Annotated in this window: 25 protein-coding genes; 1 reads left to right on the top strand and 24 read right to left on the bottom strand. The window is 36.2% G+C overall.

The genetic code is table 11. The annotated features are described in order from the left end of the window. Positions 1-34 precede the first annotated feature (34 nt). From ndk to RV15_RS06010, 22 genes are all read right to left on the bottom strand, one after another. Complete coding sequence (gene ndk, locus RV15_RS06115; RefSeq protein ID WP_071877167.1) at positions 35-442, bottom strand: nucleoside-diphosphate kinase; 408 nt, start codon at positions 440-442, stop codon at positions 35-37. 263 nt (positions 443-705) lie between these two features. Beyond that, positions 706-2,484, bottom strand: coding sequence for an oligopeptide ABC transporter substrate-binding protein (locus RV15_RS06110; RefSeq protein WP_071877166.1), 1,779 nt, complete (start codon positions 2,482-2,484; stop codon positions 706-708). A 17-nt stretch (positions 2,485-2,501) separates the two neighbouring features. After that, complete coding sequence (locus tag RV15_RS06105; RefSeq protein ID WP_071877165.1) at positions 2,502-3,407, bottom strand: ABC transporter permease; 906 nt, start codon at positions 3,405-3,407, stop codon at positions 2,502-2,504. 31 nt (positions 3,408-3,438) lie between these two features. Continuing rightward, positions 3,439-4,401 carry an oligopeptide ABC transporter permease gene (gene opp4B, locus RV15_RS06100; protein WP_071877164.1) on the bottom strand — a complete coding sequence of 321 codons (963 nt, stop codon included), beginning with the start codon at positions 4,399-4,401 and terminating at the stop codon, positions 3,439-3,441. After that, complete coding sequence (locus RV15_RS06095; RefSeq protein WP_071877163.1) at positions 4,401-5,345, bottom strand: ABC transporter ATP-binding protein; 945 nt, start codon at positions 5,343-5,345, stop codon at positions 4,401-4,403. Before RV15_RS06095 ends, opp4B begins: the two co-directional genes overlap by 1 nt. Beyond that, a complete protein-coding gene (locus RV15_RS06090; protein WP_071877162.1) occupies positions 5,345-6,352 on the bottom strand; it encodes an ABC transporter ATP-binding protein in 1,008 nt (335 codons plus the stop codon). The genes RV15_RS06095 and RV15_RS06090 overlap by 1 nt, the downstream gene beginning before the upstream one ends. 259 nt (positions 6,353-6,611) lie before the next feature. Continuing rightward, positions 6,612-6,851 (bottom strand): acyl carrier protein, encoded by a 240-nt coding sequence (acpP, locus tag RV15_RS06085; RefSeq protein WP_071877161.1) that lies wholly within the window; start codon positions 6,849-6,851, stop codon positions 6,612-6,614. 143 nt (positions 6,852-6,994) lie between these two features. After that, entirely contained in the window at positions 6,995-7,993 is a 999-nt protein-coding gene (gene plsX, locus RV15_RS06080) for a phosphate acyltransferase PlsX (protein WP_071877160.1), read from the bottom strand. A gap of 493 nt (positions 7,994-8,486) precedes the next feature. Beyond that, positions 8,487-10,523, bottom strand: a complete 2,037-nt coding sequence (recG, locus tag RV15_RS06075) for an ATP-dependent DNA helicase RecG (protein WP_071877159.1) — start codon at positions 10,521-10,523, stop codon at positions 8,487-8,489. A 611-nt stretch (positions 10,524-11,134) separates the two neighbouring features. Next, positions 11,135-12,808 carry a DAK2 domain-containing protein gene (locus RV15_RS06070; RefSeq protein WP_071877158.1) on the bottom strand — a complete coding sequence of 558 codons (1,674 nt, stop codon included), beginning with the start codon at positions 12,806-12,808 and terminating at the stop codon, positions 11,135-11,137. 240 nt (positions 12,809-13,048) lie between these two features. Then, entirely contained in the window at positions 13,049-13,411 is a 363-nt protein-coding gene (locus tag RV15_RS06065; RefSeq protein WP_010761897.1) for an Asp23/Gls24 family envelope stress response protein, read from the bottom strand. A gap of 220 nt (positions 13,412-13,631) precedes the next feature. Then, a complete protein-coding gene (locus RV15_RS06060) occupies positions 13,632-14,351 on the bottom strand; it encodes a LytR/AlgR family response regulator transcription factor (RefSeq protein ID WP_071877157.1) in 720 nt (239 codons plus the stop codon). Between the two features lie 12 nt (positions 14,352-14,363). After that, positions 14,364-15,674, bottom strand: coding sequence for a sensor histidine kinase (locus RV15_RS18590; protein WP_139242983.1), 1,311 nt, complete (start codon positions 15,672-15,674; stop codon positions 14,364-14,366). Positions 15,675-15,790: 116 nt separating this feature from the next. Next, the gene (locus RV15_RS06050; protein WP_083429119.1) at positions 15,791-15,910 is read right to left on the bottom strand and encodes an AgrD family cyclic lactone autoinducer peptide; all 120 of its coding nucleotides are present in this window, start codon (positions 15,908-15,910) and stop codon (positions 15,791-15,793) included. A 13-nt stretch (positions 15,911-15,923) separates the two neighbouring features. Further along, positions 15,924-16,520 (bottom strand): accessory gene regulator AgrB, encoded by a 597-nt coding sequence (locus RV15_RS06045; protein WP_071877156.1) that lies wholly within the window; start codon positions 16,518-16,520, stop codon positions 15,924-15,926. 2,222 nt (positions 16,521-18,742) lie between these two features. Beyond that, positions 18,743-19,255, bottom strand: coding sequence for a thioredoxin family protein (locus tag RV15_RS06040; RefSeq protein WP_071877155.1), 513 nt, complete (start codon positions 19,253-19,255; stop codon positions 18,743-18,745). A gap of 14 nt (positions 19,256-19,269) precedes the next feature. Next, positions 19,270-19,704 (bottom strand): thioredoxin family protein, encoded by a 435-nt coding sequence (locus RV15_RS06035; RefSeq protein WP_167364081.1) that lies wholly within the window; start codon positions 19,702-19,704, stop codon positions 19,270-19,272. Beyond that, positions 19,658-21,775, bottom strand: coding sequence for an ATP-binding cassette domain-containing protein (locus RV15_RS06030; RefSeq protein ID WP_217265803.1), 2,118 nt, complete (start codon positions 21,773-21,775; stop codon positions 19,658-19,660). The genes RV15_RS06035 and RV15_RS06030 overlap by 47 nt, the downstream gene beginning before the upstream one ends. Before the next feature lie 30 nt (positions 21,776-21,805). Continuing rightward, a complete protein-coding gene (locus RV15_RS06025; RefSeq protein ID WP_071877152.1) occupies positions 21,806-22,369 on the bottom strand; it encodes a hypothetical protein in 564 nt (187 codons plus the stop codon). Between the two features lie 15 nt (positions 22,370-22,384). Further along, positions 22,385-23,110 (bottom strand): hypothetical protein, encoded by a 726-nt coding sequence (locus RV15_RS06020; RefSeq protein WP_071877151.1) that lies wholly within the window; start codon positions 23,108-23,110, stop codon positions 22,385-22,387. Continuing rightward, positions 23,103-24,014, bottom strand: coding sequence for an ATP-binding cassette domain-containing protein (locus RV15_RS06015; RefSeq protein WP_071877150.1), 912 nt, complete (start codon positions 24,012-24,014; stop codon positions 23,103-23,105). The genes RV15_RS06020 and RV15_RS06015 overlap by 8 nt, the downstream gene beginning before the upstream one ends. A gap of 450 nt (positions 24,015-24,464) precedes the next feature. Then, positions 24,465-24,911, bottom strand: coding sequence for a hypothetical protein (locus RV15_RS06010; protein ID WP_071877149.1), 447 nt, complete (start codon positions 24,909-24,911; stop codon positions 24,465-24,467). A gap of 363 nt (positions 24,912-25,274) precedes the next feature. On the opposite strand from RV15_RS06010, the gene rpmB reads away from it, so the two are divergent. Further along, on the top strand, positions 25,275-25,463 hold the full coding sequence (rpmB, locus tag RV15_RS06005) for a 50S ribosomal protein L28 (protein ID WP_025870268.1): 189 nt from the start codon (positions 25,275-25,277) through the stop codon (positions 25,461-25,463). Between the two features lie 50 nt (positions 25,464-25,513). On the opposite strand, the gene RV15_RS06000 is transcribed toward rpmB, so the two are convergent. Both RV15_RS06000 and rpe read right to left on the bottom strand, forming a co-directional pair. Next, positions 25,514-26,158 carry a thiamine diphosphokinase gene (locus RV15_RS06000; protein WP_071877148.1) on the bottom strand — a complete coding sequence of 215 codons (645 nt, stop codon included), beginning with the start codon at positions 26,156-26,158 and terminating at the stop codon, positions 25,514-25,516. Continuing rightward, on the bottom strand, positions 26,158-26,808 hold the full coding sequence (rpe, locus tag RV15_RS05995; RefSeq protein WP_071877147.1) for a ribulose-phosphate 3-epimerase: 651 nt from the start codon (positions 26,806-26,808) through the stop codon (positions 26,158-26,160). The genes RV15_RS06000 and rpe overlap by 1 nt, the downstream gene beginning before the upstream one ends. Positions 26,809-26,869 lie beyond the last annotated feature (61 nt).

Genomic DNA, 26,869 nt, shown 5'->3' with positions numbered 1-26,869 from the left:
CAAGATCGTCACACCATCCTGATACGCTTTTGCTTTAATTTGTTTCATTAAAAAATCGTTTGATCTCAACTGCGGCCGCTTCTAGTGAATCCGACGCATGGATAATATTTTCATAGCTATTAGCGCCATAATCTCCTCGAATTGTTCCAGGTTCAGCCTCTAAACAATTCGTTGCGCCGATCATTTTCCGAACAGTTTTAATGACGCTGTTTCCTTCTAAAACCAGATAAACGACTTCCGATGAGGTCATATAAGTCATCATATCTTCAAAGAAATCAAATTTCTTCACATGTGCATAATGTTCTTCCGCTAGTTCTCGTGACATTTTGGCTACTTTTAATTGTTTTAACGTTAATTGTTTTTGCTCAAATCGTTGAAGGATTTCTCCGACTAATTTACGTGAGACACCATCCGGCTTTATGATAACGAGTGTTTGGTCCATATTATCTCTCTCCTTATTTAGGTTTCTTATTACACAAAATTCGGAAGCGCTTAACAAGAAGGTTATCATGCTTCAAAATCTCTGTCTAGTGTACAAGTGACAAAAAATGTTTGTTCTTTGTCCTTGTTAGATAGTATTGCGAAGAAGAAGCTATTATTAACTCATTCGTTGTTCTTATGTAATAAACAGACTAGGCAGCTAAGCGTAAACAAAAACAAGCAGCTATGAATACTTCATAACTACTTGCTCTCAAAGTCATCCGACTAACGTTTTTCAGCTGTTAATTCAATACCATAATAATCTCTAGTATCTTCATAGTTCCAAGTAAATGATTTCACTCGGTCATTCACTGGCATGATTTCATTACGATACAATGTTGGAATAACTGGTGCTTCTTCGAACATGTATTTTTGCCATGCATCATATGCTTCTTTACGTTTTTTATCATCAAATGAAGCTTTAGAATCGATTGCTTTCAACAGTTTGTCGTTCTCTTCTGAAGCAAAACGAGAGTAGTTGAATGCTGCATTACGTCCATATAATCCTGCTGGAGATGGCGCACTGTTGACACTCCATGCCGCTTGGAAAACATCGATTTCTGGATCATCATTTTTCACTTTGTCGTAGAATGCTTGGAAATCAATTAAACGACCAGTTGCCAGTTTCACATCTAAACCAATTTCTTTCCATTGTTGTAGGTAGTAATCAGCTAAAGGTTGAGCCGTTTCGCCACCTGCCATTGAAGCAAAATTGATTTGTAATTTTTCACCTTTAGGATTTTCTCTAAGTCCATCGCCATCTGTGTCTTTATAACCAGCGTCATCTAAAATCTTCTTCGCTTTATCAAGGTCATATTGATAGCCTTTTACATCCGTATTGTGTAATGTTTTAAAAATTGGCGGAATCAATGTTGTTGCCCCAGTACGTAAGCCATTGTAGAATTTTTGACCGATTGCATCATTATCCATCGCATAGCCCATTGCTTGACGTAATTTCACATCAGCCATTTTAGCATCTGGATTCATGATAACTTCGCCTTTTTCTTTGTCATACGTTCCTAATTTAAACCCAACATATGTGTATGCTAATTCTTCACGACCTAACATTTGATAGCCCTCTGAATCTTTATACGTTGGATAATTATCTGTTGGCATTGAGTAAACTAAATCATATTTTTTCGCTTTTACAGCTTCAACGATAGATGCTGTTGGTACGTTTGTAAATACGATTTTATCTAGTTTAGGTTTTCCTTGATAGTAGTGCTCATTTGGCAAGTATTCCACTGACTCTCCTGTTACGATCTTACTCATGTAGTAAGGTCCAAATGTTACAGGATTCTTGCGAACTGCATCACTTTTTTCTTGATCTTTAATTGGAATATCTTTAAACACATGTTTTGGTATCGCGCTTGTATAAACACCGCCACTTAGTTGTAACATGCCTGGATTCATTTCTTTATATGTCACTTCGATCGTTTGATCATCTACTTTTTTGATACCAGAAATAGCATCGGCTTTTCCATCATGGTATTCATCCATACCCACAACGTTCATAAAGTCATCATCATAACGAATTCCAGTATAGTCTTTATTCCCAATGACTTCATAAGGATAAATCAGATCATCTGCTGTTACAGGTTCACCATCTGACCACTTAACATCTTTTTTCAATGTGATCGTTGCTTTTTTATTGTCAACATCTAAATCTAATTTAGCAGCACCATCATCTGTAATGACAAAATCATCATCATATGAAAATAGCCCTTCATGAGTTGGTCTCATGTAATAATTATCAAAAGCATCTTGGTAATAGACTTCTGAAAACAATCCTTTAAACTGAGTATCTGACGCAACTGCAACATCCAAAGTCCCGCCTTTGATTGCTTCTTTATCATTTTTGACCGTCATTGTAAATTTACTGATATCCTCAGTTTCCACACTCTTATTATCGGAACCTGACTTCTTGCCTCCACCGCATGCAGCTAATGTTACAGCTACCACTGCTGTTAATGTAATTAAACCCAAAAGTTTCTTGCTTTTCACACTACTTCCTCCTCTTCTTAACCTAAACGCTGTCTAGCATCTGCTGAACGCTTAAACGCTTGGCCAATATAATTTATACATAACATCATTACTAAAATTAGTACTGATGCAGGTACCCAGATCCATGTTTTATTCGCTAAAACATCGCCATTGCTGGCATATCCGATCAATGTTCCCAGACTCGGTACATTTGTCGGCAAACCAAATCCTAAGAACGTCAGCGTTGTTTCGATCCCGATATTTGCCGCAAAGTTGATGGTTAAGTTCGTGATGATCAATGAACTTAGATTGGGCATAATTTCTCGAAACATGATTTTAACATCACTTGTTCCTAAGGTTTTTGAAGCACTCACATAATCTCTTCGAACCTCAGATAACGTTTTACTTCTAAATAGCCGCGCTTTGGCGACCCAGTAAAAGGCACTCATGATTCCTACAAAAGACCAAACATTATAATTAGGAATGATTGTCACAAACACGATGATGATCATCATAATCGGTAAGATCATAATAAAATCAACCACACGCATCACTGCATTATCAAACATTCCGCCATAATAACCTGAAATAATCCCGATACCCACACCGATGATCGATGTGATAATCGTAATTGCAAAACCGATCACAACGGAATTACGAGCACCAATAATCAATTGGCCTAGCACATCACGTCCGCCTTCGTCTGCTCCTAGTATAAAGTTTCCACCAGGCTCGGCATATTTATCTAAAATACTGACTGTCATTACTTTGTCTTGATCGGCTAATAAAGCGCCAATAAAAACAACCAATAAAATGGCTACTAACAGTGCAAGCGAGAAAATCGCTAATTTATCTTTTTTGAATTCTCTTGCGATCATTCGAAATCCCATCGGTGGGATCGTTTCTGGTACAGCAACTACTGTATTTTCTTTATTTTTATCCATCTCGTCTCTTCCTCTCCTTAAAATTGATTTTTTATTGAACCCGAATCCGTGGATCTACAAGACTCATGACGATATCTGAAATCAGATTTCCGACGAGCGTTGCAACTCCTAAAATCAATACTAAGGCCGTAATTACTGCATAATCACGTTGTCCGATCGAGTCGATAAATAATTTCCCAATTCCTGGATAGCCAAAGATTTTTTCAATAACTACTGAACCACTGATTAAAGCTGTGATTTCGTAGCTAAGTTGAGAAACGATTGGTAAAGAAGCATTTCTGAAAATATGTCTTGTATAGACTTTATTTGTCGGTACCCCTTTTGAACGAGCCGTCCGAACATAATCTAGCGACTGAGAATCAATGACCTCATTACGTAAATACTGGATCGTGATCGCTGTTCCAAGCAAGGCTTGAGAAAGCGCCGGTAAAATCAAATGATAGAACCGATCCCAAATATAAGCACCCGTTCCCGGCTCAACGCCACTGGAAATCGACCCTGTTGTTGGGAACCAATCTAAACGGAAACCAAAAATAAATAGCATCACTAATGCAAAAATAAATGGCGGTACCGCAAAACTGAAAAAGTTATAGATGACCACGAATTTATCTAGAATAGAGTTTTGATAGCGACCTGATAAAACACCTAACGGTAAGGCAATGGCGTACATGATCACAACGGTTACTAGTGATAAAAGAATCGTATTTACTGCACGGCTGCCGATCAACGTTGAAACTGGTAATTTAAAAATAAAACTCTCACCAAAATCACCATGAAAAACATTAGCGATCCAACGTACATATTGTGTTGTCCACGGATCATTCAACCCAGCTGACTCACGCATTTTTTCAATAACAGCCGGATCAGTATTTGGATTGATCAGTCCTGTAAAAGGATCACCCGGCATCATTTTAGCTAACATGAAAATCAAGACGCTTAAAATCAAGATTTGAGGAATCATAAAGAGTACACGTCGTAAAATCGTCTTCCACATTAGATTGCACCTCCATCTTTTAACGCTACTTGATGTGTTTCACTAATCGTACGTAAGTCATACACACGACCATTTTGATCGTAATAATTTTTTTGATTCTCAATATATTCTTTTTCTACTTGTCGACGTTGCGCTTTGTGCTCTTCACGATGTGCAACATCAATTTTAGGAATTGCTGATAATAAACGTTTCGTATAAATATGCTTGGGATTCGTATAGATATCTTGACGCGTACCGATTTCTACAAATCGTCCTTTGTACATGATTGCAATATTGTCACACATATGTTTAACAACACCTAAATCATGTGAAATGAATAAATAACTCAAGCCATATTCTTCTTGGATATTTTTCATAAAATTTAATACTTGTGCTTGAACGGATAAATCCAAGGCAGAAACTGGCTCATCGGCAATAATCAGCTTTGGATTGGTTGCAACAGCTCTAGCCACGCCTAAACGTTGACGTTGTCCACCTGAGAATTCGTGAGGGTATTTATACAACGCATCTTCCGGCATTCCAACGATATCTAAAAGCCCTTTGACTTTTTTCTTTTCTTCTTGATCACTTAATCGCTCAAAATTACGAATTGGTTCAGCAATGATATCTAATACTCGTTTCTTTGGATTTAAGCTAGACATTGAATCTTGGAAAATCATTTGAACGTCTTTATTGTATTTCATGGCTTTGCGATTATGCGCTTTTGTCACATCTTGATCTTGGTATAAAATACTGCCGCTCGTTACTTTCTCTAAGCCAATGATTGCTTTTCCTGTAGTCGATTTTCCAGAACCTGATTCGCCAACTAAACCGTATGTTTTCCCTTTTTCGATAATAAAATCAACACCATCAACTGCCAATACATGATCAGTCACTCTGTTAAAGAAACCACTACGGATCGGATAATGAACTTTCAAGTCTTTGATTTGAATAATTTCTGCCATTATACTTCCTCCTGATCGTCTCTAAAATGGAAATGCTGATAACAGGTACAGCGGACAAAATGGCCCTCTGACACTTCATGTAACGTTGGTTCTGCTTCATGAGCATCCTCTGGAATCCAAGGAATTCTTGGCGCAAAACGACAGCCTTCTCTTGGTAATTTGCTCAACGAAGGAACCACACCTTCGATCACATGTAATTGACTATCATCTGAATTTTCTTGCGGAATTGATTGCAGTAAAGAACGTGTGTATGGATGTTTTGGATTGCTGAACAACTCTTCAGCAGTTGCCACTTCAACGAATTGCCCTGCGTACATCACAGCCACCTTATCTGCCATTTCAGCTACCACACCTAAATCATGTGTGATCAAAATGATCCCCGAGCCAGTTTCTTCCTGTAAATCCTTGAGTAAATCTAAAATTTGCGCTTGGATCGTTACATCCAATGCCGTCGTTGGTTCATCTGCAATAATAATTGCGGGTTTACATGCAATAGCAATTGCTATGATCACACGTTGGCGCATACCACCAGATAATTCATGTGGATACTGCTTTCCAACACGTTCAGGATTTGGAATGCCCACTTGTGTCAATAATTCGATCACTCGCGCTTGTTTTTGTTCAGCATTCATATCCGTATGATATGTTAAACTTTCCTTGATCTGATCTTCGATCCGCATCAAAGGATTCAACGCTGATAAAGGATCTTGGAAGATCATCCCAATATCATTGCCGCGGATTTTATTATATAATTGTTCGTTAAATGTAGTTAAATTTAAATCCTTGTAAAGAATTTCTCCAGTGACACGAGTATTATTTGCATCGTGCAGACCAATAATCGTTGTAGCTAACGTACTTTTACCACAACCCGATTCACCAACAATCGCTAAAATTTCATTTCTTCCTAATTCAAACGACACATCATCAACAGCATCATAGTATTCGTCTTTAATACGAAACCCTGTATGCAGATGCTGAACGTCTAATAATTGATTACCATCACTCACTTTAATACACTCCTCTATGCTCAGTTAAATAATTTGTTACAACAGAAAAATTTATTAAAAAAACCTCTTTTTTTAATAATTACTATTTATCCACTCATTGTAATCGGTCTCAAACAATTCATATTCTCATTGTAATCATATTTAAGCAATTGTATATAATATTTGTAAAAATTGCAACATTTGGGTAATGTAAATTTGCCCAAATAAACAAAAAGTGGCGCAAAACAGGATTTGTTTTGCTCCACTTTTTCATTTCAACTTATAAGTTGTTCATAATATAATCTACAGCGGCACCAACTGTTTCAATTTGCTCTGCGTCTTCATCAGAAATTTCTGTACCAAACTCATCTTCCAGCTCTAAAACAAATTCCATTACACTAATTGAATCTGCATTCAAGTCATCTTTAATGTTTAATTGATCTGTCACTTTCTCAGCTTCAATATCAAAGTGGTTTGAGATAATCTTCGCTACTTTTTCAACTACTTCTTCACGAGTCAACTGTATTCACCTCCACTGCTTTTGAAAAGCGTTCCTCACGATTGAGTTAAACGCTATGATACATTGTACTCACAAATGATCCATTTGTCCATCTTTTTTTGCAGACCTATTACAAAACGGTTGCAAATAGGTTGCAGGAATCCTTATTCTTTTGTTTCATAATAGCTAACAAGTTGAGGCACAACTTGGGTCTCAAGCATGGTATGGATTTGACGAATTGTATAACGAACAGCCTCTGGCCCTGTTGATCCATGTGTTTTGATCACAGGTGCTTTCAAGCCAAATAGAACAGCTCCACCATGTTTAGAGTAATCCATTTCGTCTTTCATACCACGTAACGCATTTTTTAAAAGTAATGCACCCATTTTGCCTTTAAAGCCTTCCGCCAGAATCGATGATTTTAAAAGTCCCATCATGTTTAATGCAGTTCCTTCAATTGACTTTAATACAGCATTTCCTGTAAAACCATCCGTCACAACAACGTCTGCGGCCCCGTTTAATAAGTCACGAGCCTCTACATTTCCAATGAAATTGATTTCGGCTTCTTCTGATAATAATTCAAACGCTTTTTTTGTTAGCTCACTACCTTTTGTCGCTTCAGAACCATTGTTCAAAAGACCAACGCGAGGTTTAGCGATATTCCTTACTTTTTCAGCGTAAAAAGAACCTAACACTGCGTATTGAACAAGGTGTTCAGGTTTATTGTCAGCATTTGCACCTAAATCCAGCATATCAAAACCGCCATCTGGCTGACCAATAACCGGCAACGTCGACATCAAACCTGGACGTTCTACATTTTTGATCCGCCCAACGATAAATAATCCAGCTGATAGTAACGCTCCTGTATTACCAGCAGAAAAAATCGCATCCGCTTCGCCATTTTTTACCGCTTGAGCTGCTAACACCATCGATGCCGTTTTTTTACGGCGAATTGCTTTGACTGGTTCATCATCGCTATTAATTTTTTCATCAGTATGGATAATAGTAATATTTGTTTCATCTGTGACATATTTTTTAATTTCATCTTCTTTTCCATAAAGTAAAAACTCGATCTCCGGAAAATCTTGTTTGGCTAGCATAACACCTTCAACAATGGCCTGCGGTGCATGATCGCCACCCATTGCATCAACTGCAATCTTCATAACATAGTCCCTCCTAGGTAAATTACAATAAGTAGTATAACATATTGAAAAGCGGAATGAGTCGTTTAGCTCTGGCAGAAAAATAGGGAATTCTATTCGTGACGCTTTTTGTCACTAATAGAATTCATCTTTTTTCCGAAGAGCTGACTCATGCAGCTAGATCACGAAAAGCGGAACGAAGCGTTTAACTCTCATGAAAATTAGGAATCTGACTGAGAAACGCTTTTTGTTTCATAGACAGATTATCTATTTTCCTTGAGAGTTGCTTTGTGCAGCTAGATCATCGAAAAGCGGAGCAAAGCGTTTAACTCTCATGAAAATTAGGAATCTGACTAAGAAACGCTTTTTGTTTCATAGACAGATTATCTATTTTCCTTGAGAGTTGCTTTGTGCAGCTGGATCACGAAAAGCGGAGCAAAGCAACTTTCATGAGGCGAAGTATAGTAGCCATACATAAGCACTTTATCCAGATTTGAAGTAGTACCAATTAATTCTAATCAAAAAACTGTTGCTCATCATCATTTGGTTTGATCTTCTCTGCAACCCCGCGATATTCTGGTAACATCCACCACTGTTCTTTTTTCCAAATCGCATTAGCTTCTTGTCGCGCAACTTCCAGTATATTGAAATCTGTCACAATATCACCCACTGCAAATTGCGGTACACCTGATTGCCTGGCGCCAAATACTTCACCTGGTCCGCGGAGCTCCAGATCTTTTTCACTCAGGACAAAGCCATTATTCGTCTCTGTCATGATTTTCATCCGCTCCACGCCCATCTCATTTTTCGGATTGGCAACTAAGATACAATAAGACGCCTCTGAGCCTCGACCGACCCGGCCGCGCAATTGATGTAGCTGCGCCAATCCAAAGCGATCCGCATCCATAATCAGCATAACAGTGGCATTTGGAACATTGACACCCACTTCGATTACAGTAGTAGAAACTAACAGTTGTAAGTTATTTTCTTTAAACTCCTGCATGATCGCTTCTTTTTCCTGATTTTTCATTTTTCCGTGAAGCAACCCAACCTGATACGTAGGATTAAAAAAAGCGGACATGTGTTCAAAAATTTCCGTTGCATTCTTAACATCCAAGGCTTCAGATTCTTCAATCAGCGGACAAATCACATACACCTGGTGACCACGAGCTAGCTCTTTAGTCATCCATTCTAGAACTGTATCTAATTGTGGTGGTCGAATCCAACGTGTCTCGATCGGTATTCGCCCAGCTGGCATTTCATCAATAATCGAGACATCCATCTCACCAAAAGCCGTAATAGCCAAGGTCCTTGGAATCGGGGTAGCCGTCATAAATAACACGTCCGGCCGCAACCCTTTTTCTCTTAAAATCCGCCGTTGATTCACCCCAAAACGATGCTGTTCATCGGTGATGACTAGCCCTAGCTTATGAAAAATCACATCTTCTTGAATCAATGCATGTGTCCCGATAATAATATCGATTTCGCCTGTGGCAAGCTGTTCAAGCAACTCTCGGCGTTCTTTAGTTTTAGTCGATCCTGTTAATAGCGCTGTTTTCACTTCTAAGGGATCATATAATTGCTGCAAGCTTTCCATATGCTGTTGTGCCAAAATCTCTGTAGGCACCATTAAAGCACCTTGAAAGCCAGCTGTCATCGTTGCATAAAGAACAATTGCTGCTACCACCGTTTTTCCACTACCTACATCGCCTTGTAACAAACGCTGCATATGATTAGGACTCATTAAGTCTCGGCAAATTTCATTTGTCACTTTTTTTTGTGCAGCGGTCAGCTCAAAAGGAAGCTTTTGCGTGAACGATTTTAAACGCTCCACATCATATTGGATACTCAAGCCATTTTTCTCCGCTTTTTCTTGTCTCTTTAGTCCTTGCATTTTCAATTGAAATAAGAAAAATTCTTCAAAAACTACACGACGTTTTGCTTGATGACTTTCGTTTGGATCACTTGGAAAATGCATAGCAAACATCGCTGCTTTTCTTGGCATTAAACGATACTTTTCTAATAGCTCTTCTGGCAGAATTTCAGGAATCAGCTCACCATATTTTTCAAAGCCTGTGCGGATAAGTTGAACCAAACTACTTTGGCGAACCTTTTTATTAACATGATAAATTGGAGCAAAATCCTCTCCATCATTTTTCGCTGCTAATATTTTCATACCATTCAGTGCTTTTCGTTTCGCGTCCCATTTTCCATAGACTGCTATTTCTTCGGACATAACAATTTTGTCTTTTAAATACGGCTGGTTAAAGAAGGAAACGTTGATCACAGCATGGTCTTGCATCATTCGAAACATCATTCGGCTCTTTTTGTACCCATATCGGCTGACAACAGGCTCTGATACGACGAGTCCTTTTAAAGTAACTTTTTCTTGATCCTGAATTTCGTTCAATTCTTTTTCTTGAATATCATCATAACGAAAAGGGTAATACGACAACAAATCTTCAACCGTACGAATCCCTAATTCTTTTAAATTCTCCGCCCGTTTCGGCCCAACGCCTGGTAACACACCGATGTCATCTAACAAGTCCATCAAATTCCCTCCTGACTTTAAAAGCGTAAAGGGCTCGTTCAGCAATGAGTGAAAAATAGGAGAATTTGACTGAGGTGCTTTTTGCCTCATTCAAATTTTTTCTTTTTTCCGAATTGCTAGCCCTTGAAGCTAGATAATAAAAGCGTAAAGGGCTCGTTCAGCCTTGAATGAAAAATAGGAAATAGTTGACTGTGACGCTTTTTGTCATTTTCAACTATTTATCTTTTTTCCGAAAAGTTAGCCCTTGAAGCGAACTGCCGATCATATCATTAAATACGAAAAATGCAGCTCTTTTTGTGAATTTCTATAGAAAAAGAGGCCGGGACATAACTCTGCGAGTCACATCCTAGCCACATTGAATCCGCATAAACAGTGGGAGCAGAAGCAACTACTGCGCTATGCTTCGATCACATCAAATTCTAAGTACTAAAGCACTAAGAGTTGAAGGTTTCGGAAATAAGCTGAAGTTGCTGTAAAACACAGCGAGGTACGAGCTGATGTAGAACAGTACCTACTTTTGGTCACAAAAATTTGAAGAGCAATTTCCGTGAATTCCTTCTTATTTCTCAGAGTTAAGCACTTCTGTCCCAACCTGCTCAATAAATCATTTATTATTCTGCTGAAAATAGATATGGATAAACAGGTTGCCCGCCTTCATGAAGTTCAGTTTCGATATCTTCATATTCAGCAGCCAGTGCTTCAACAAACTTTTCAGCTTCTTCCATCGTTCCGTCTTCACCGACAATGATCGTTACAATCTCTGTATCTTCATCGATCATGCGTTTTAGTGTATCCAACGACGCTTTAAACATATCTGGTTCAGAAACTACGATTTTGCCGTCGATCATTCCTAGATAGTCATCTTTTTTGATTTCAACATTATCGATCGTTGTATCACGCACAGCGGTTGTTACCTGTCCACTGACGACACTTTCGATCATTTCTGTCATTGTTGTTTTATTTTCTTCAAGTGTTTGTTGATCATTAAATGCAAGCATAGCTGTCATCCCTTGTGAGATTGTTTTCGTTGGAACAACCGCTACTGGAATATCTGCTACTTCTGCTGCTTGATCTGCTGCCATGAAGATATTTTTATTGTTAGGTAAAATAATTACTTGATCAGCATTGACTTCTTTGACAGCCTTCAAGATATCTTCTGTACTAGGATTCATCGTTTGACCGCCACTGATAATGTAGCTAGCACCAAGGCTACGGAATAATACTTGAACACCTGATCCAGCAGCAATTGCAATGACCGCATACGGTACACGAGCTTTTGGAGCAATAGCCGCCTTGGCATCATGTTCAACCAACGTTTCATGCTGTAAGCGCATATTATCTACTTTGATTTTTACTAATGAACCGAACTTTTGACCATAGTTCATTACTTCACCAGGATGTTCTGTATGCACATGAACTTTGATGATTTCATCGTCATTTACAACAAGTAGAGAATCTCCTAATTCATTTAAGTAATTTCTAAATGTTTCATAATCGAAGTCGCTGTCAACAGTTGGACCTTCACCGATTTGAACCATGATTTCTGTACAATAACCAAATTTAATATCTTCAGTTGCTACATGTCCACTGACACCGCGGTGATGTTCTGCATTCACCATCTCATCCATCTCACCTGGACTTGGTTCATAAACTTCTGTCGCTAAAAATTCACCTGATAAAGCTTCTAAGAAACCTTCATAGATAAATAACAAACCTTGACCGCCACTATCAACTACCCCAACTTCTTTTAACACAGGTAAAAGATCAGGCGTTTTAGCTAACGCGCGTTTTGCTCCTTTAACGACCGCTTCCATTACTTCGATACAGTCATCAGTTTCTTTAGCTTTACGCTCGCCAGAACGAGCGGCTTCACGGGAAACAGTCAGAATTGTTCCTTCTACGGGTTTCATCACTGCTTTGTAGGCAGTTTCTACGCCGTGAGTAAATGCTGCTGCTAAATCCTTTGCATTCAACGTCACTACATCTGGGACTTGCTTAGAAAAACCACGGAATAACTGTGATAAGATAACACCTGAGTTTCCTCTGGCACCCATCAATAAACCTTTGGAAAGAATGGTTGTGAGTTCTCCAACTTTTTCAGAACGAGAATCCGCCACTGCTTTTGCTCCACTGGTCATAGATAAATTCATATTTGTTCCTGTATCACCATCGGGTACAGGGAAAACGTTCAATGAGTTGACATACTCTGCATTCACATGCAGACGACTCGCACCAGCCTGAACCATCTCTTGGAACTGACTTGCACTGATTTCTGTTACATTCACCTAAAAAATCCTCCTTTGAGATTCCTGTTGCATAGAAAAGCGAAACGAACCGCTTAGACCTCGAACAACCGAGTAGGTACCTTTCTACATCAACTTATTTTTATTCGTTGTGTATCAAGGCATTTTATCTATTTGTTGAGAGGTCTGGTTCGTGGAGCTAGATCAATAAAAAGTGGAACGATCCAGTCCAGCCAAACTTCAAAAAAGCAAATCGCTAAATCATTGCTAACAGCTGGCTACCTAGTCAGGCAACACACGAACACCTTGCACAAATACGTTGACAGAATTAGCCGTCACACCTAGTAGTGTTTCAAGGTTATATTTTACTTTTTCTTGTACATTACGAGAAACTTCTGAAATTTTTGTGCCATAACTTACAATTGTATATACGTCGACCGCAACGCCATTTTCTTCTTGTCGTACGACCACGCCTTTAGAATAATTTTCTTTACGCAAAATGCCATTTAAATTATCTTTGATTTGGTTTTTACTAGCCATTCCGACGATACCATAAATATCTGTCGCAGCTCCGCCAACTACAGTGGCGATAACCTCATTGGTAATCTCAATGGTGCCTGCTGGTGTTTTGATTTTTACAGCCATTGATGAAAGCCTCCTTAAAGAGCACAATTGCCCTATTTTCTTCTATAATATTTTAACATAGCCGTACCTCAATGAAAAGGAACTTATCCAGATAATTATAGAGAGTCTCATCGAATTTACCAATAATTGTATAATTTACATCGTTTGAAAGAAAAAGTCAAATTGAAATGAAAGAAAAAAGCACTGCAAAACCTTGATGGTCTGCCTTGCTTTTGAATAATCATAAATTTTTCATTGCTCTTACAGAAACAAGGCACGTTTCTCCGTTGCTCATTTCGACTATGCGTTCTTTTTTTTGTACCTCTGCAATATGATTCTTGTTGATTAGATAAGACTTATGACACCGATAAAACTCTTCGTACTGATCTTCGATATCTTTTAATGCCCCATAAAACTCTTCTTCGCCATTCTCTAAATGCATAATCACTTTGTGTGAAGAAATGGAAGATTCAAAAAAGAGAACATCGTTTACATCAATCGAACGTACTGTATCCCCTGTTTTAAATTTGAAGAAGCTTTTCTTACCACTACGATCATTTAAACTTCGCTCATGAGCAATTCGAATACACTCACAGACTCGCTCTTGAATTGTTTCTTGTGTATCTTTAATGATATAATCCATCGCTTCCACTTTATACGTAAAAGTTAGATATGAGAGTTCTCCGTGCGTCGTTACAAATACAATTTTTCCTAAGTCATCGTATTTACGTATTTCAGCAGCCAAAGTCAGCCCTGACATTTCATGCTGTAAATCTACATCAAAAAAATAAAGGCCTACAAATTTGGGGTTACTCTTAACATATTCCAGTACTTCTGTAGGATTTCCTGTAGAAAATGCTAATTCCATATCTAAATTTTCCATCATAATATAGTTTTTCACGTATTGTTCCAACTTTTGGCGTTGTTTCCAATCATCTTCACATATAATAACAGATAACATGTTTCCACTCCTCTAAAATTCTATCACTAATTTTTGCGTGAATAAATCATCCACAATCGATGTCGATAAATAAAGATTATCCGCTTCCGTAACAATTTCTTGAACATTACTTAGTCCATTCCCACGATTTTCTCCTTTAGTAGAAAATCCTCTTGTCTTTAACTTATGAAGTTTAGGGATGTCTTCTCGACAGCTATTTTGCAGAATAACATGAACTGCTTTTTCATCTTGATACAAGGCTACGGACAAAACGCCATTACCTAAATATTCTAGTTCTTCAATTGCGTTATCTAGAAAAATCCCTAAGACTCTCACTAACGCCACTGAATCCATACTGACTTGATCAATACCTTCTGTCACTTCTACCTTTGTATCAATTCCCTTTTCTTGAGCGGTAATTAATTTTGACGCAAGGATACTTTTCAGTTCTCTTACTTGAACGTTCCCCAATTTTTCTAGCTTATAATTATTTTGTTCAATCACTTGAGATGACGTTTTAACGACCGAATGATAGTAGTCATTCAACCCATCAAGATCTTTTTCCTCAATAAAATTCTCCATCGACATTAAAATGTTCTTGTAATCGTGGCGAAACTTACTGATTTCTTTGAATTGATTTTCCATGCTTTCCATATAGCGTTGATTCGCTAAATATTCTAGTTCTTTTTGTTGTGCTTCGTATTTATTTCTTGTAGAACTAGCATACATGAAAAATGTTAGAAGCGAAATGAAGAAGTAGATGATGAAAAAGACTAGATTTAACGTGATGATTTCCGAGTTATTCCCTAGGTATTGACCTAAAAAAATACTGATGTAGTAAATGATCAGCATATACATGCCGATAATACTAATAATTGGAACAAAGTCATTTAGAAATGGTATCTGTCTCTCAATACTAGGTCTAAGTTTTATAATTAGAAAAACCATGATAAAAGGTAATCCAAAGCTTACGATTGTATGTATAAACGTATCCAAACCATCTATCATTACACCTTGGTTCTTCCATAAATACGCATCCATCACTCCAGCAATATGATCACAAATGATCATAAGTATCATGACATATGATAATGTACCCGCAATATATATCATTCTGGAATCAATAAAATATCGTCCAAGAATCAGCATCGAAATTATAATTAAAATCGCTACATAACCACCAATAAATAGAAAGATATTCCCAGCAGCTAGTGCAAGAACTACCAATAGTAGAATTTCTTTCGCTACAAATTTCTTCTCACCCATCAATACTTTTGTATTTAAATAGCTAAAAATCATTTGAAAAAATACTAATGCTATAGGAACTAAGTTAGCCATATTCATCAATAATTAACTCCCTCATAAATATAAGTAAATTATACATGTTAGGCTAATTCAAAGCAAATTATTTTTAGTAATTGATTATAAATTAGAGTCTAAATGATTCATTTATTTAATTTCTATTTTAGTTCTTCCAGTAATTCTTTTGGCATTTCTGGCTCATCCATAAATCCACCACAACACATCACCAAATTCTGACTTCCCCAACCTGTAAACAATCTAACTAATAATTTTTTCATTTTTCATTCTCCTCTATACTCTTTTTATTTTTAATGGCAAAACGCTTATACCTGACAAAATATTTCCAATAATCATAAGATTTTGTATCAACAACACTGGAACACATATCATAATAATCGTCATAATCAGACACGAACCTAGCGCCTGAATTCGTCTTCGTTGCTTCTTTTCATCACTACCAATCGGATTTTTACTTGTTGCTTTTGGCGCATATTTACTTAGTACCAATCCATTGATCACTTGCAAAAAGATCAATCCTTCTACCGGAATCAACAATCCTCCAGTAAGTACCCCAGCAGATCCGACAAATAATAAAATGCTTGTAATGATGCAGCCAAAGCTGCTACCTGCATGATCTCCATATGCAAACACCCTAATGCTCAAAAAGCTTAGATGAAGAATCAGTGTTTCAATGCCAATATTCAGAATACATGCAGTACCATAGATAAACAATAATTTAGATAGATTGATTACGATTGACTCGATCCCTAGTTTACATTTAAAATAATCAATTCGATCCAATTCTTCCTGACCTTCTAAAATATAGTTTAAAATTCTATTGCTAATATAACTTTCTACGTTCCACAAATTCCAAAGGCTTTTTTCCACATTTATTCCCTCCGCTTCCTTGAATTAACTTTACCAAAGAAGCGTATAAGCTGAATATTCATTGCGTGAATCGACATTTTTGTTGCTTTAACTGAAAAACAGAGGATTTTTTATTGCATAAACGTTCATTTTCTATTCCTAAGTGTAAAAAACACAAAAAAGCGAAGAGAGTTGTATTACTACTCTCCGCTTTTTTGTCCTTAGGTGATTAATTTCTCTACTTGCTGCTTAGTACCAGCAGAATAATTTAAAGCCCCATGCATCCACTACACAAAATTTACCGCCTTTTACTTCGCCTTCTTGTTTCGCTGTTAGTTTTTTCATCTATATCTCTCCCTCTTCTTTTAGTTTTAAGTTGCGCTTGGTTTCCGATTTGATTTTAGTTACTACTTATTATTCTGCTTAGTACCAGCAGAATAATTTAAAGCCCCATGCATCCACTACACAAAATTTACCGCCTTTTACTTTGCCTTCTTGTTTCGCTGTTAGTTTTTTCATCTATATCTCTCCCTTTTCTTTTAGTTTTAAGTTGTGCTTGGTTTCCGGTTTGATTTTAGTTACTACTTATCCTGCTGCTTAGTACCAGCAGAATAATTTAAAGCCCCATGCATCCACTACACAAAATTTACCGCCTTTTACTTTGCCTTCTTGTTTCGCTGTTAGTTTTTTCATCTATATCTCTCCCTTTTCTTTTAGTTTTAAGTTGTGCTTGGTTTCCGGTTTGATTTTAGTTACTACTTATCCTGCTGCTTAGTACCAGCAGAATAATTTAAAGCCCCATGCATCCACTACACAAAATTTACCGCCTTTTACTTTGCCTTCTTGTTTCGCTGTTAGTTTTTTCATCTATATCTCTTCCTTTTCTTTTAGTTTTAAGTTGTGCTTGGTTTCCGATTTGATTTTAGTTACTGCCAATTCTGCTGCTTAAGACCAGCAGAATACTTTAAAAATCCATATATCCCATATACAAATTCTGCCGCCTTTTACCATTTCTTCTTGTTTCGCTGTTAATTTTTTCATGGTTTTCCTCTTTTCTATTTTTTTAGATTGATCGTTTTTTGATTCTACATTACTTTATTATTCATCTCTTTGATTAGAAGCAGATTTTGATTCCTAATATACTGTTGACGAAACACCATTTGCCGCCTTTTACTGCTTTTTCTTGTCTCGTAGTTAGTTTTTTCATCTATTTTTCCTCTTTTCTATTTTTTAGATTGATCGTTTTTTGATTCTACATTACTTTATTATTCATCTCTTTGATTAGAAGCAGATTTTGATTCCTAATATACTGTTGACGAAACACCATTTGCCGCCTTTTACTGCTTTTTCTTGTCTCGTAGTTAGTTTTTTCATCTATTTTTCCTCTTTTCTATTTTTTAGATTGATCGTTTTTTGATTCTACATTACTTTATTATTCATCTCTTTGATTAGAAGCAGATTTTGATTCCTAATATACTGTTGACGAAACACCATTTGCCGCCTTTTACTGTTTCTTCTTGTCTTGTTGTTAGTTTTTTCATGTGTTACCCTCCATATATTGATTTTCTATTATTTTTATATTTTCTTCGTCAGCTTGGCCTAAGCGTACCAGCAGAATAGTTTGACTCCCCAAATATTGAAAGCACACACTCTTAAGCCAGCTTGGATTTCATTGGTTTCCTTTTGTTCTAATTTATTCATGATCATTCTCCTTTTCTTTGATCGTCTATTTATTTGTTCAGCTATTTAATTAAATGTTGAAACACAATACTTTATAACCAAAAGCATCCAATACACAAAACATTTTTCCTGCTGTGATCTCTTCGCCCTTTTTCATACTTAATTTAAACATTTTATCGCTCCTTTCATTCGTATTTATTGAAAGTACTATTTTCTCCATTTATTTTTTCGACTTACTGGTTTATTTAAAAGTAAAGCATAATACTTTATAGCCAAAAGCATCTACTACACAAAATGTTTTTCCCGCTTTAATCTCGCTGCCTTTTTTCATACTTAATTTAAACATTCGTTGTTCTCCTTTATTTTTTATAGTTGCTTCTTACTTGATCTATATTATTTCCAAGAGCCGCAAAGAACTTGATATAACCACCAAGAACTCGCTGGAGCAAGAATTTTCCCAGCCTGAATTTCTTTACTTTGTCTCACGTCTAATTTCTTCATCTTATTTTTCTTCCCTTCTACCTGTCATTTTCAAGTTCTAGCTTATTGTTCTTTTATATGCGTCATTTTGATTTTTCTACATTATCTGTAATCCATTTATTTACTTGTTCAACTGATATGCCTTTTTCTGGTGTCCACTCCACTTTACTGTCTAGCTTTCCATTGACAAACTTGGCAATTGTAGGTGTATAAGCCAAATCATACGTCTTTTTAAAGCTTTCCCATTTAGTCTCGGCGGTTCTAAGTTCTGCGACATTGAGATACAACAATTGGTCCTCTAATTTGTGATTTTTAACCAATTTGATCAAATCAGGTTCAAACTCATTACAATCCCCACATGTTGGACGCCCAACGTAAACATAGAATGATTCCTGGTTTGCCACTTTATTTTCAAATGTATTTAATGTAATCGCATCAAGGTGATTGTAAATTTGCGGATATGAGCGGTTAGATTCTACCAATTCTGTTTCTTTTTCTTCGACCTGCGCACTTAATGAATAAGCATGGTTGGCAGTGAATAGATTTGATCCAAAAATCGCTGTTAAGATTGCGGCATAGATTACTTTTTTCTTCATTTTTTATTTCCTTTCTAGAATTTTACTTTTCCTAATAAGATATCTTCTGTTTCTTTTAGTTCTCGACTGCCTTCCAAGCGTTTCATATCACCATTTTCAACAATCAGAATTGTTGGTGTTACAGTAATATTATGCTCTTTAAGAAAACCGCTGTTTTTTGCGTTATCTGTATCCATGTAATAGACCGTTTTGTTGGTATTCTCAATGGCTTCTTCCATCACTGGTTTGTATTCTTGACACGATGAACAGCCTCTATTTCCTACCACAACGAAAACATCTTTTTTATCGTTTTTAAATTGCTCTAATTCTTCCATCTCTATCTTATTTTTCGTGTAATCTTTCGTCTGATTATTCACCATGAATAAGACACCCGCTGCTATAATGATTATCCCTAAACCGATTTTAATTAGATTCTTGATTGTTTTCTCCTCCTTTTTTCTGTATCTCAAGGATCTCATCCGAACAGGCCAAAACATCTGGCTCATGGCTAACTAGAAGAACAATTTTGTTTTTGTCCTTTGCTAACGCCCTAATTTTGTTCATTAGTGCCGATTTTGAATCACTATCCAGATTTCCTGTTGGTTCATCAAAAATGTAAATACTTTTTTCTTGATACAAAGCCCTCATTAAAAGGATTTTTTGTTTTTGCCCTTGGGAAAGATTTGCTGCATCCATTTGAACAAGGTGATTATTAGACAGTTTTAAGTTAAAAATATCTTCATATTGATTTTTTTCTTTTTCCTGTAATTGCTCATTAAAAACTTTATACCGAATGTTACGGCCAACTGTATTACTGTATAGATTGAACTCTGGAGAATACATTCCTATATACTCATTAATGTCTGTTTCTTTTAGTGAGTGTCTTTTCGTACTCTCATTAATCACAAATTCTCCTTCATCTGGTTGTAAAACTCCTGAAAGTAATTTGATCAAAGTAGATTTGCCAGAACCATTTTCTCCTTTGATTCCATAAATTTTTCCTGCTTGCATTTCGAAGCTGAAGTCCTTAAAAATTTGCTTGCTCTTGTCATAACTAAAATCGAGATGATCAACTGCAATTTTTTCGATCCTTTCCACATCTAATGGCTCTTTATTTTTGATTTCTATATTACTTTGGTAATCATTTGAGCTTTGGATAAAATCGATTGCTACAGTACTTTTCTGATACATCAGCCAACTTTGAACAACAGGAGATAGACTATTTAAAATGATTGAGATGATGAAAATACCTGTTGTGGTATTGATCATACTTGCTTGTTCTCCATATAAGGTCATTGTACTTAAAATCAGAAAGGCACTTAAACTCATCAGTGTAACCATCGATTGATAAACAGAAACTACGTTCAATTCCGTAGTACTATTGCTTAATCGAGCACTTAAGAAACTTTTCATCTTGTCCTTAACAAAGTTTCCTGATTGTTTTGTTTTAGAAAATACATTAATATCTAGAGATGATTTAATATTATTTTCTATCGATGAAGAAAATACGGAAGATTTGCCTATAATATCCATCTCATTGCTTTTGATTGCCTGAATCTTATGTTTCAAATAAATGATATAAACTGTGCTCCAAAATAATAGGGCTAATGCCAGCCAACTTGAAATACTCGCTAAGACAGCAGTCAATACAATGACATAACTAATATTGATTTTAAAATAAAATTTTTGAAATAGGCCGGATACTGAATTGACCAAATTCCAGAAATAGCCTGTAACATTCTCCAAATTCTTTCCAGAATCAAGATCGCTAATCTTCTGATTGTAATAATTCATCAGAATTTTTTCTTGAATGTCATTTTCGAGTTTTACTTTCTGCCTGCCTTCTCTAATATTCACTAAAAAGAATAGATAGATCAGCCAACCTACTATAAAAATTGGTTTTAAGATATCGATAATCGGCGACTTTGGTGTAATGCTTTGCATCAACGATTGAATAAACATCGTTGTTGCAAATGGCAGAATGTATTTCAGAAAGAGTAATAGGATCATGTTAGCTTTTGTTTTAATTGGTAAGCTAGTCATTACTTCTTTATAGAGAATCTGCGCTACACCTGTTTCTTTCTCCTTTGTTCTGAAATTAAAACTGATTTTTTTCTTTTTCTTAGTAACTTGTGTCACATCTTGAATGTCTTCAATACATAATGCATATCCAAGAAAGATAGCTCTTAAATCTTCTTTTTCGTAAACTCTAAGTTTAGGTTCAGCGGGATTAGAAATTGTATAGCGATTGTCTTTGATTTCGTGGACAACAACGTAGTGTGCATATCCCTCGTTTTCAACCACTAACACCATTGGCAACTGTTCCACACTTTCTAACTCTTCAAATTCCCTTACTTCGTAAGAACTGGATACTACGCCATAATGCAGCAATATTTCATTTAACTCTCCCAGAGACAATCCCTGGTCTTTTTTTAGATTATAATGCTGATACAGCTCACTAACATTTTTAATTTTGATTTCAAGTTGATCTAAAATTACTCTCAGTGAGGCAATGCCGCAATCCGTACTTGATTTTTGCATGTAGTGCGCATACATAGTCTTTGCCCCTTCCTATTTTTCAACAGTGATATCCCCCATTGTATCGATTTTTATTTGATCTTTACTTGATTCCTTTGTTTCAGGTACAACTTTGACCTCGCCTTGATCATTTGTTTCTAATTGATAAACACCTTCAAAAGCTGCTTGGATTTTCGCTTCAACACTACCAACTACACTGTCGATTTCTAAAGATTTATAGGTCGCATCTTTCCCTAAGTCAATTGTAAAAAGTAATGGTTCTTTGCCATTAGCCGTGGTCATCAATCTGAATTGATTGAGTTTAGCCAAAGGAATTTCTAACGAATTCTCTTTTTTCACCGTTCCTTTTAAAAATTCTTCGTTTTCTTCAGAGATTTTGCCTGATAAAGAAATCTTCGTCTTCTCATTGCTTGTTTCATTAACAACTACTTTGACCTCTTGTTCAGCTCCTTGCAACGCGATTTTTTCGATTTGAGAATCTGCTAATTCCCATGATAGATCAACTTGACTTGCTGGTTTTCCTGCAGCAAAACTTGTATAACCAAAGAACCCAATTGTTACTAATACCGCTACTAAAATCATAATTTTTTTCTTCATAATAAATCTCTCCTCTTATTTAAATTCTCTATTTTTGAATAATCTAAAGCTGACCAATAACGCGAGTGCGCTATAAATGGCACTGCTGATAAAAATGGTTTGGAATTGACTACTTGAAAGTGCCGATAGATCTGTGACCATGCGTAAATTCGAAAAGAATAAGGTATCTAAAATAAAATCAAATTTAGCAAAGTATGTGGAAATAATGTTTGAAAAAATAGTATCTCCGACAAATGCCAATGAAATAAACGCTGCTACTGAGATATAGGAAGCTTTAAGCCCATTGAATAATAAAATACCAAGACTGCTGGCCGCTAGATATAACGGAAGTTGTGCTAACAATGGTTTCATCGCTGCGCTTAATGAAAAGCCTCCTTTTAAAGCCCATGTTGTAATCATCAAACTGGTTGCATATACTCCAATAAATAAAATTGTTAACAAAAAGGTCAAAATTGTTTTACTGGCAAAGAAAGTACTGCGTTTCATGCCTGAAATCAGCGAATTATTAACTACACGATAACTGAACTCATGTCCCCAGGAAATCATAAAGATATTTGTTAAAAATACTGGTAACAGTAATGCTCCGTTGGATAAGCCTGATTGGATGATCAATTGAGGCGTATTGTCTGAGGAAGCTAAAAACCCAAATGCTATCCCCACAACAACCAGTCCCGCTACTGAATAAAACCCTAGTGAACTTTTAATAATTCTATAAAAATCTGCTTTTAATGTACTAATCATGTTTAGCTCTCCCATCAATTAAGTTTAAGTAATATTCTTCTAAATTTTCTTCTCTATATTCAAAATGCGTGAGATAAATATTATGTTCAAACAATAGCTTGGCAATTGCCGGCATCGTTTCTTTCTCTGCCTTGATCACTATTAAATCGTCTTTTTGTTCTACTTGATAGTTGTTCTTATTTAACAACTGAATCGTTAGTGAAGCCACTGAACTCTTTAGAGAAATACTTCTGCCACATTCTTCTGCTAGTTCCTCACTCGTCAACTCTTTAATTAAACTTCCTTCGTTGATAATGCCATATCTGCTGGCAACTAATGATAGTTCTGTAAGAATATGGCTGGAAATTAGGATCGTTGTTCCAAATTCTTTATTCAAACGATGAATGATTTCTCTTATTTCTACGATTCCTTGGGGATCTAAACCATTTACAGGTTCATCTAGAATCAAAAATTCTGGGTTATCTAGAATAGCCAAGCCGATTCCTAAGCGTTGCTTCATTCCTAAAGAATAGTCTTTAAAGACTTTCTTTTTATCTACATTTGCCAAACCTACAAATTCGAGCACTTCATCGATCCGCTTTTTATTTTTTATGTTTCGTTGAATGGCGTAATATTTTAAATTATCTCTTGCTGATAGATACGGATAACAAACGGGCCCTTCAATAACTGCTCCCATTTTCATTTTGTTTACTGCATTAAATTTCAAGTTTCCTGAACTTTTTTCAATCAATTGTGTGAGAAGACGAATAAAGGTTGTTTTCCCCGCACCATTTTTTCCTATAAAGCCATAAATATCTCCTTTATTGATTGTCATGGAAACTTCATTGACCGCATGATATTCTTTGTAGGTTTTGAATAAATCGTCTGTTTTAACTAAATAATTGCTTCTGCTTGCTACTTTCATTATTTTTCCTCCTCATTTAAGAGCTAATTTTTTCTTGCAGTTCGTTGTTTCGTCTGCCTTACACTACTTATTATAGACAGAATAAAATGCCAGAACGTTTTTTGACTTAAAACGAATAAAACAGCACATTATCGTTGTTTTTCAGTTATTCTCCAACGATAAAGCCAACCTGACTGGCTTTAGCTTGATTGTTGATCGCTTATGCATTCTTAAGCGTTATTACCAAAGACAAAGCATTTACTTTTGGACAAACCATTTTTGCTTCAATCAAAATGTGTTTAGGTTCTCCTTCAGTTTATTTCTAATAATCGAAAGAGCCAGAGGGCTAACTCTGTGAGCTAGCCCTCTGGCTCTTTTAGTTTGAGGCAAGGTCAAGTAATTTTGCCCTTTCTTCTATAAGCATGCCTACCGTTTACGATGTACTCATATTTGCATCTATGCCTAGAACCTTTATTTCGAAACATTCAAATCCGTTTTCAGAATGTGTTCTAACTTCCAAGTCCTATTTAATAGATATAATGAGTTTTTGCTATCTTGTAATTCATAGTTGATAACTTTTCGATTTAATAGTAATAAAATTTTCCCAACTAAGTTATCTTCTTGTTCTTCTTCAACATTTCTCAATAAAATAATGTAGTGAGCGTTCTCCTTCAATTGCTCGTTACTTCTTACTTTTATTATATGAAGACTATCTTCAGTTTTTTTTTTGATATAGGCCATCCCTTCAATAACTACTATAAGTCTCAGATCCATTTCCTCCATATAATCGCTAGGCATCTTCGCTTCCTCGAGAAAATTGAATAACTCTAAAAAAACAAGTTTTTCTTTGTTTGCTTTTTGAATCATATCAAGCGTTTTAAATGGAACTGTAGGTAATTGATCGTACGGTCCTTTCAAAAAATCTAAGAATATTGCTTCATCATATTTTCCCTGCTGACCTCTATTATCTAGCTTAGCTTTGACATTACTATCACCCTTTTTCTATTAGAACTTTTTACCAACTGGACTATAATTGGTAGTTACTTACTATTTTATCTAATATTTTAGTGTTTAGACTTTTTTTCTTAAAGTCTTCATTTGTCAGCTTTTTTTAAAATTATTACGTTCAAGTATGCCTGAACGTAACATTTATAGAAATTCAACAAGATATTCCATATAAAAATTGAAATGAGCTTGCCAAATCACTATTAATGTGATAAATTAAGTTAGTATGAGCTGAAAAATATCGCTCCGAGATCAAAGCAAAGGAGGAAACTAAAAATGGCAAAAGTATGTTACTTTACTGGTCGTAAGACAAGCAGCGGCAATAACCGCTCACATGCAATGAACGCTACTAAACGTACTGTTAAACCTAACTTGCAAAAAGTTCGTGTATTAATAGACGGTAAACCTAAAAAAGTTTGGGTGTCAACTCGTGCTTTGAAATCTGGTAAAATCGAGCGTGCTTAATCTTAACCGAACATAATCAAAAAGCTGAACGGCATGCCGTTCAGCTTTTTTTATTTATTATCTCGACTTTGGATCACAGCAATCATCCCTGTGTCAAATGAAAATCCAGCAGTGTCTCCAACAAATTCATTACTTGCATAAGAAGTAGGAATCGCTACATCTACATGGTCCAACGTATATTTACTTTCCGTTAAAGTCAGGTTTTTAACTGGTGTTAAGCAGCAATAGGCTAGATAATCCATCCTTGCTTCTTTTTTGACCACATACTCTCCTGGAAGATAATAGACAATACTATTTTGATAATCTTTTATGTTTATTTGACGAATAAACTTCTGAAAACGTGGTTCAAACGGCAACCACAGATTTGCTAAGAAGTGATCCAAACGACCTCCTGTTGCTCCTATAATTGTAATACAGGCTTTAGGAAATTTTTCAACAGTGAGCGCCAATGCTAATTGAGTATCTGTATCATCTTTTTCTGCTTTTGCCTGTACCAGCTCTTTTGCTTCTTTTTGGATCAGCTGTTGTTCTTCACAGGTTAAAGAGTCAAAATCCCCCACTGCTAAATCCAAGACCCAACCACGTTTTACGATATACAAACTTCCTCGATCAATGCCTACCAAGTAATCGAAGGTTTCAGCATCAAACTGCGGCCACTCATCAGGCGAACCGCCAGCCACAAGAAGAATATTCATTAATCTAACACAGCTCTCAATGCATCAATCCGGTCTTTCGGACTTTCCGAATTATAAATATAAGAACCTGCTACAAAAACATTGGCACCTGCATCTTTACAGCGTTTAGCTGTCTCAGGAACAATTCCACCATCGACTTCGATATCATACGTATAGCCTTTTGTTTCTTTCCATTCTTTTAATTGAGCGATCTTCTCCAGTGAGCTTTCAATAAACGATTGCCCGCCAAATCCAGGGTTAACGGTCATAATCAAGACCTGATCAACTGAGTCCAATACATACTCAATCGCTGATAGAGGAGTTCCTGGATTGATCACAACTCCCGATTTCACACCAGAAGCGTTGATCATTTGAACTGCACGATGGATATGCGGCGTTGATTCAACATGAACAGTGATAATATCCGCCCCAGCTTTAGCAAAATCCTCAATATAGTTTTCCGGCTGAACGATCATCAAATGAACGTCTAAAGGTAGCTTAGTCACTGGTCGAATCGCTGAAACTACGTTTGGTCCTAAGGTAATATTTGGGACAAATTGGCCATCCATCACATCTACATGAATGTAATCCGCTCCTAATTTTTCAACTAATTGAATATCTCTTTCTAAATTGGCAAAGTCGGCACTTAAAATCGATGGTGCTAGTTTCATTAAAACCACTCCTTGTTCTTTTTTGGTCAATCCTTCAACACTTAAAATGTACTTCCTTATA

This window comes from Enterococcus silesiacus, assembly GCF_001886225.1.
Taxonomy (GTDB): domain Bacteria; phylum Bacillota; class Bacilli; order Lactobacillales; family Enterococcaceae; genus Enterococcus_L; species Enterococcus_L silesiacus.
This window is presented reverse-complemented; position numbering and strand designations above follow the sequence as displayed.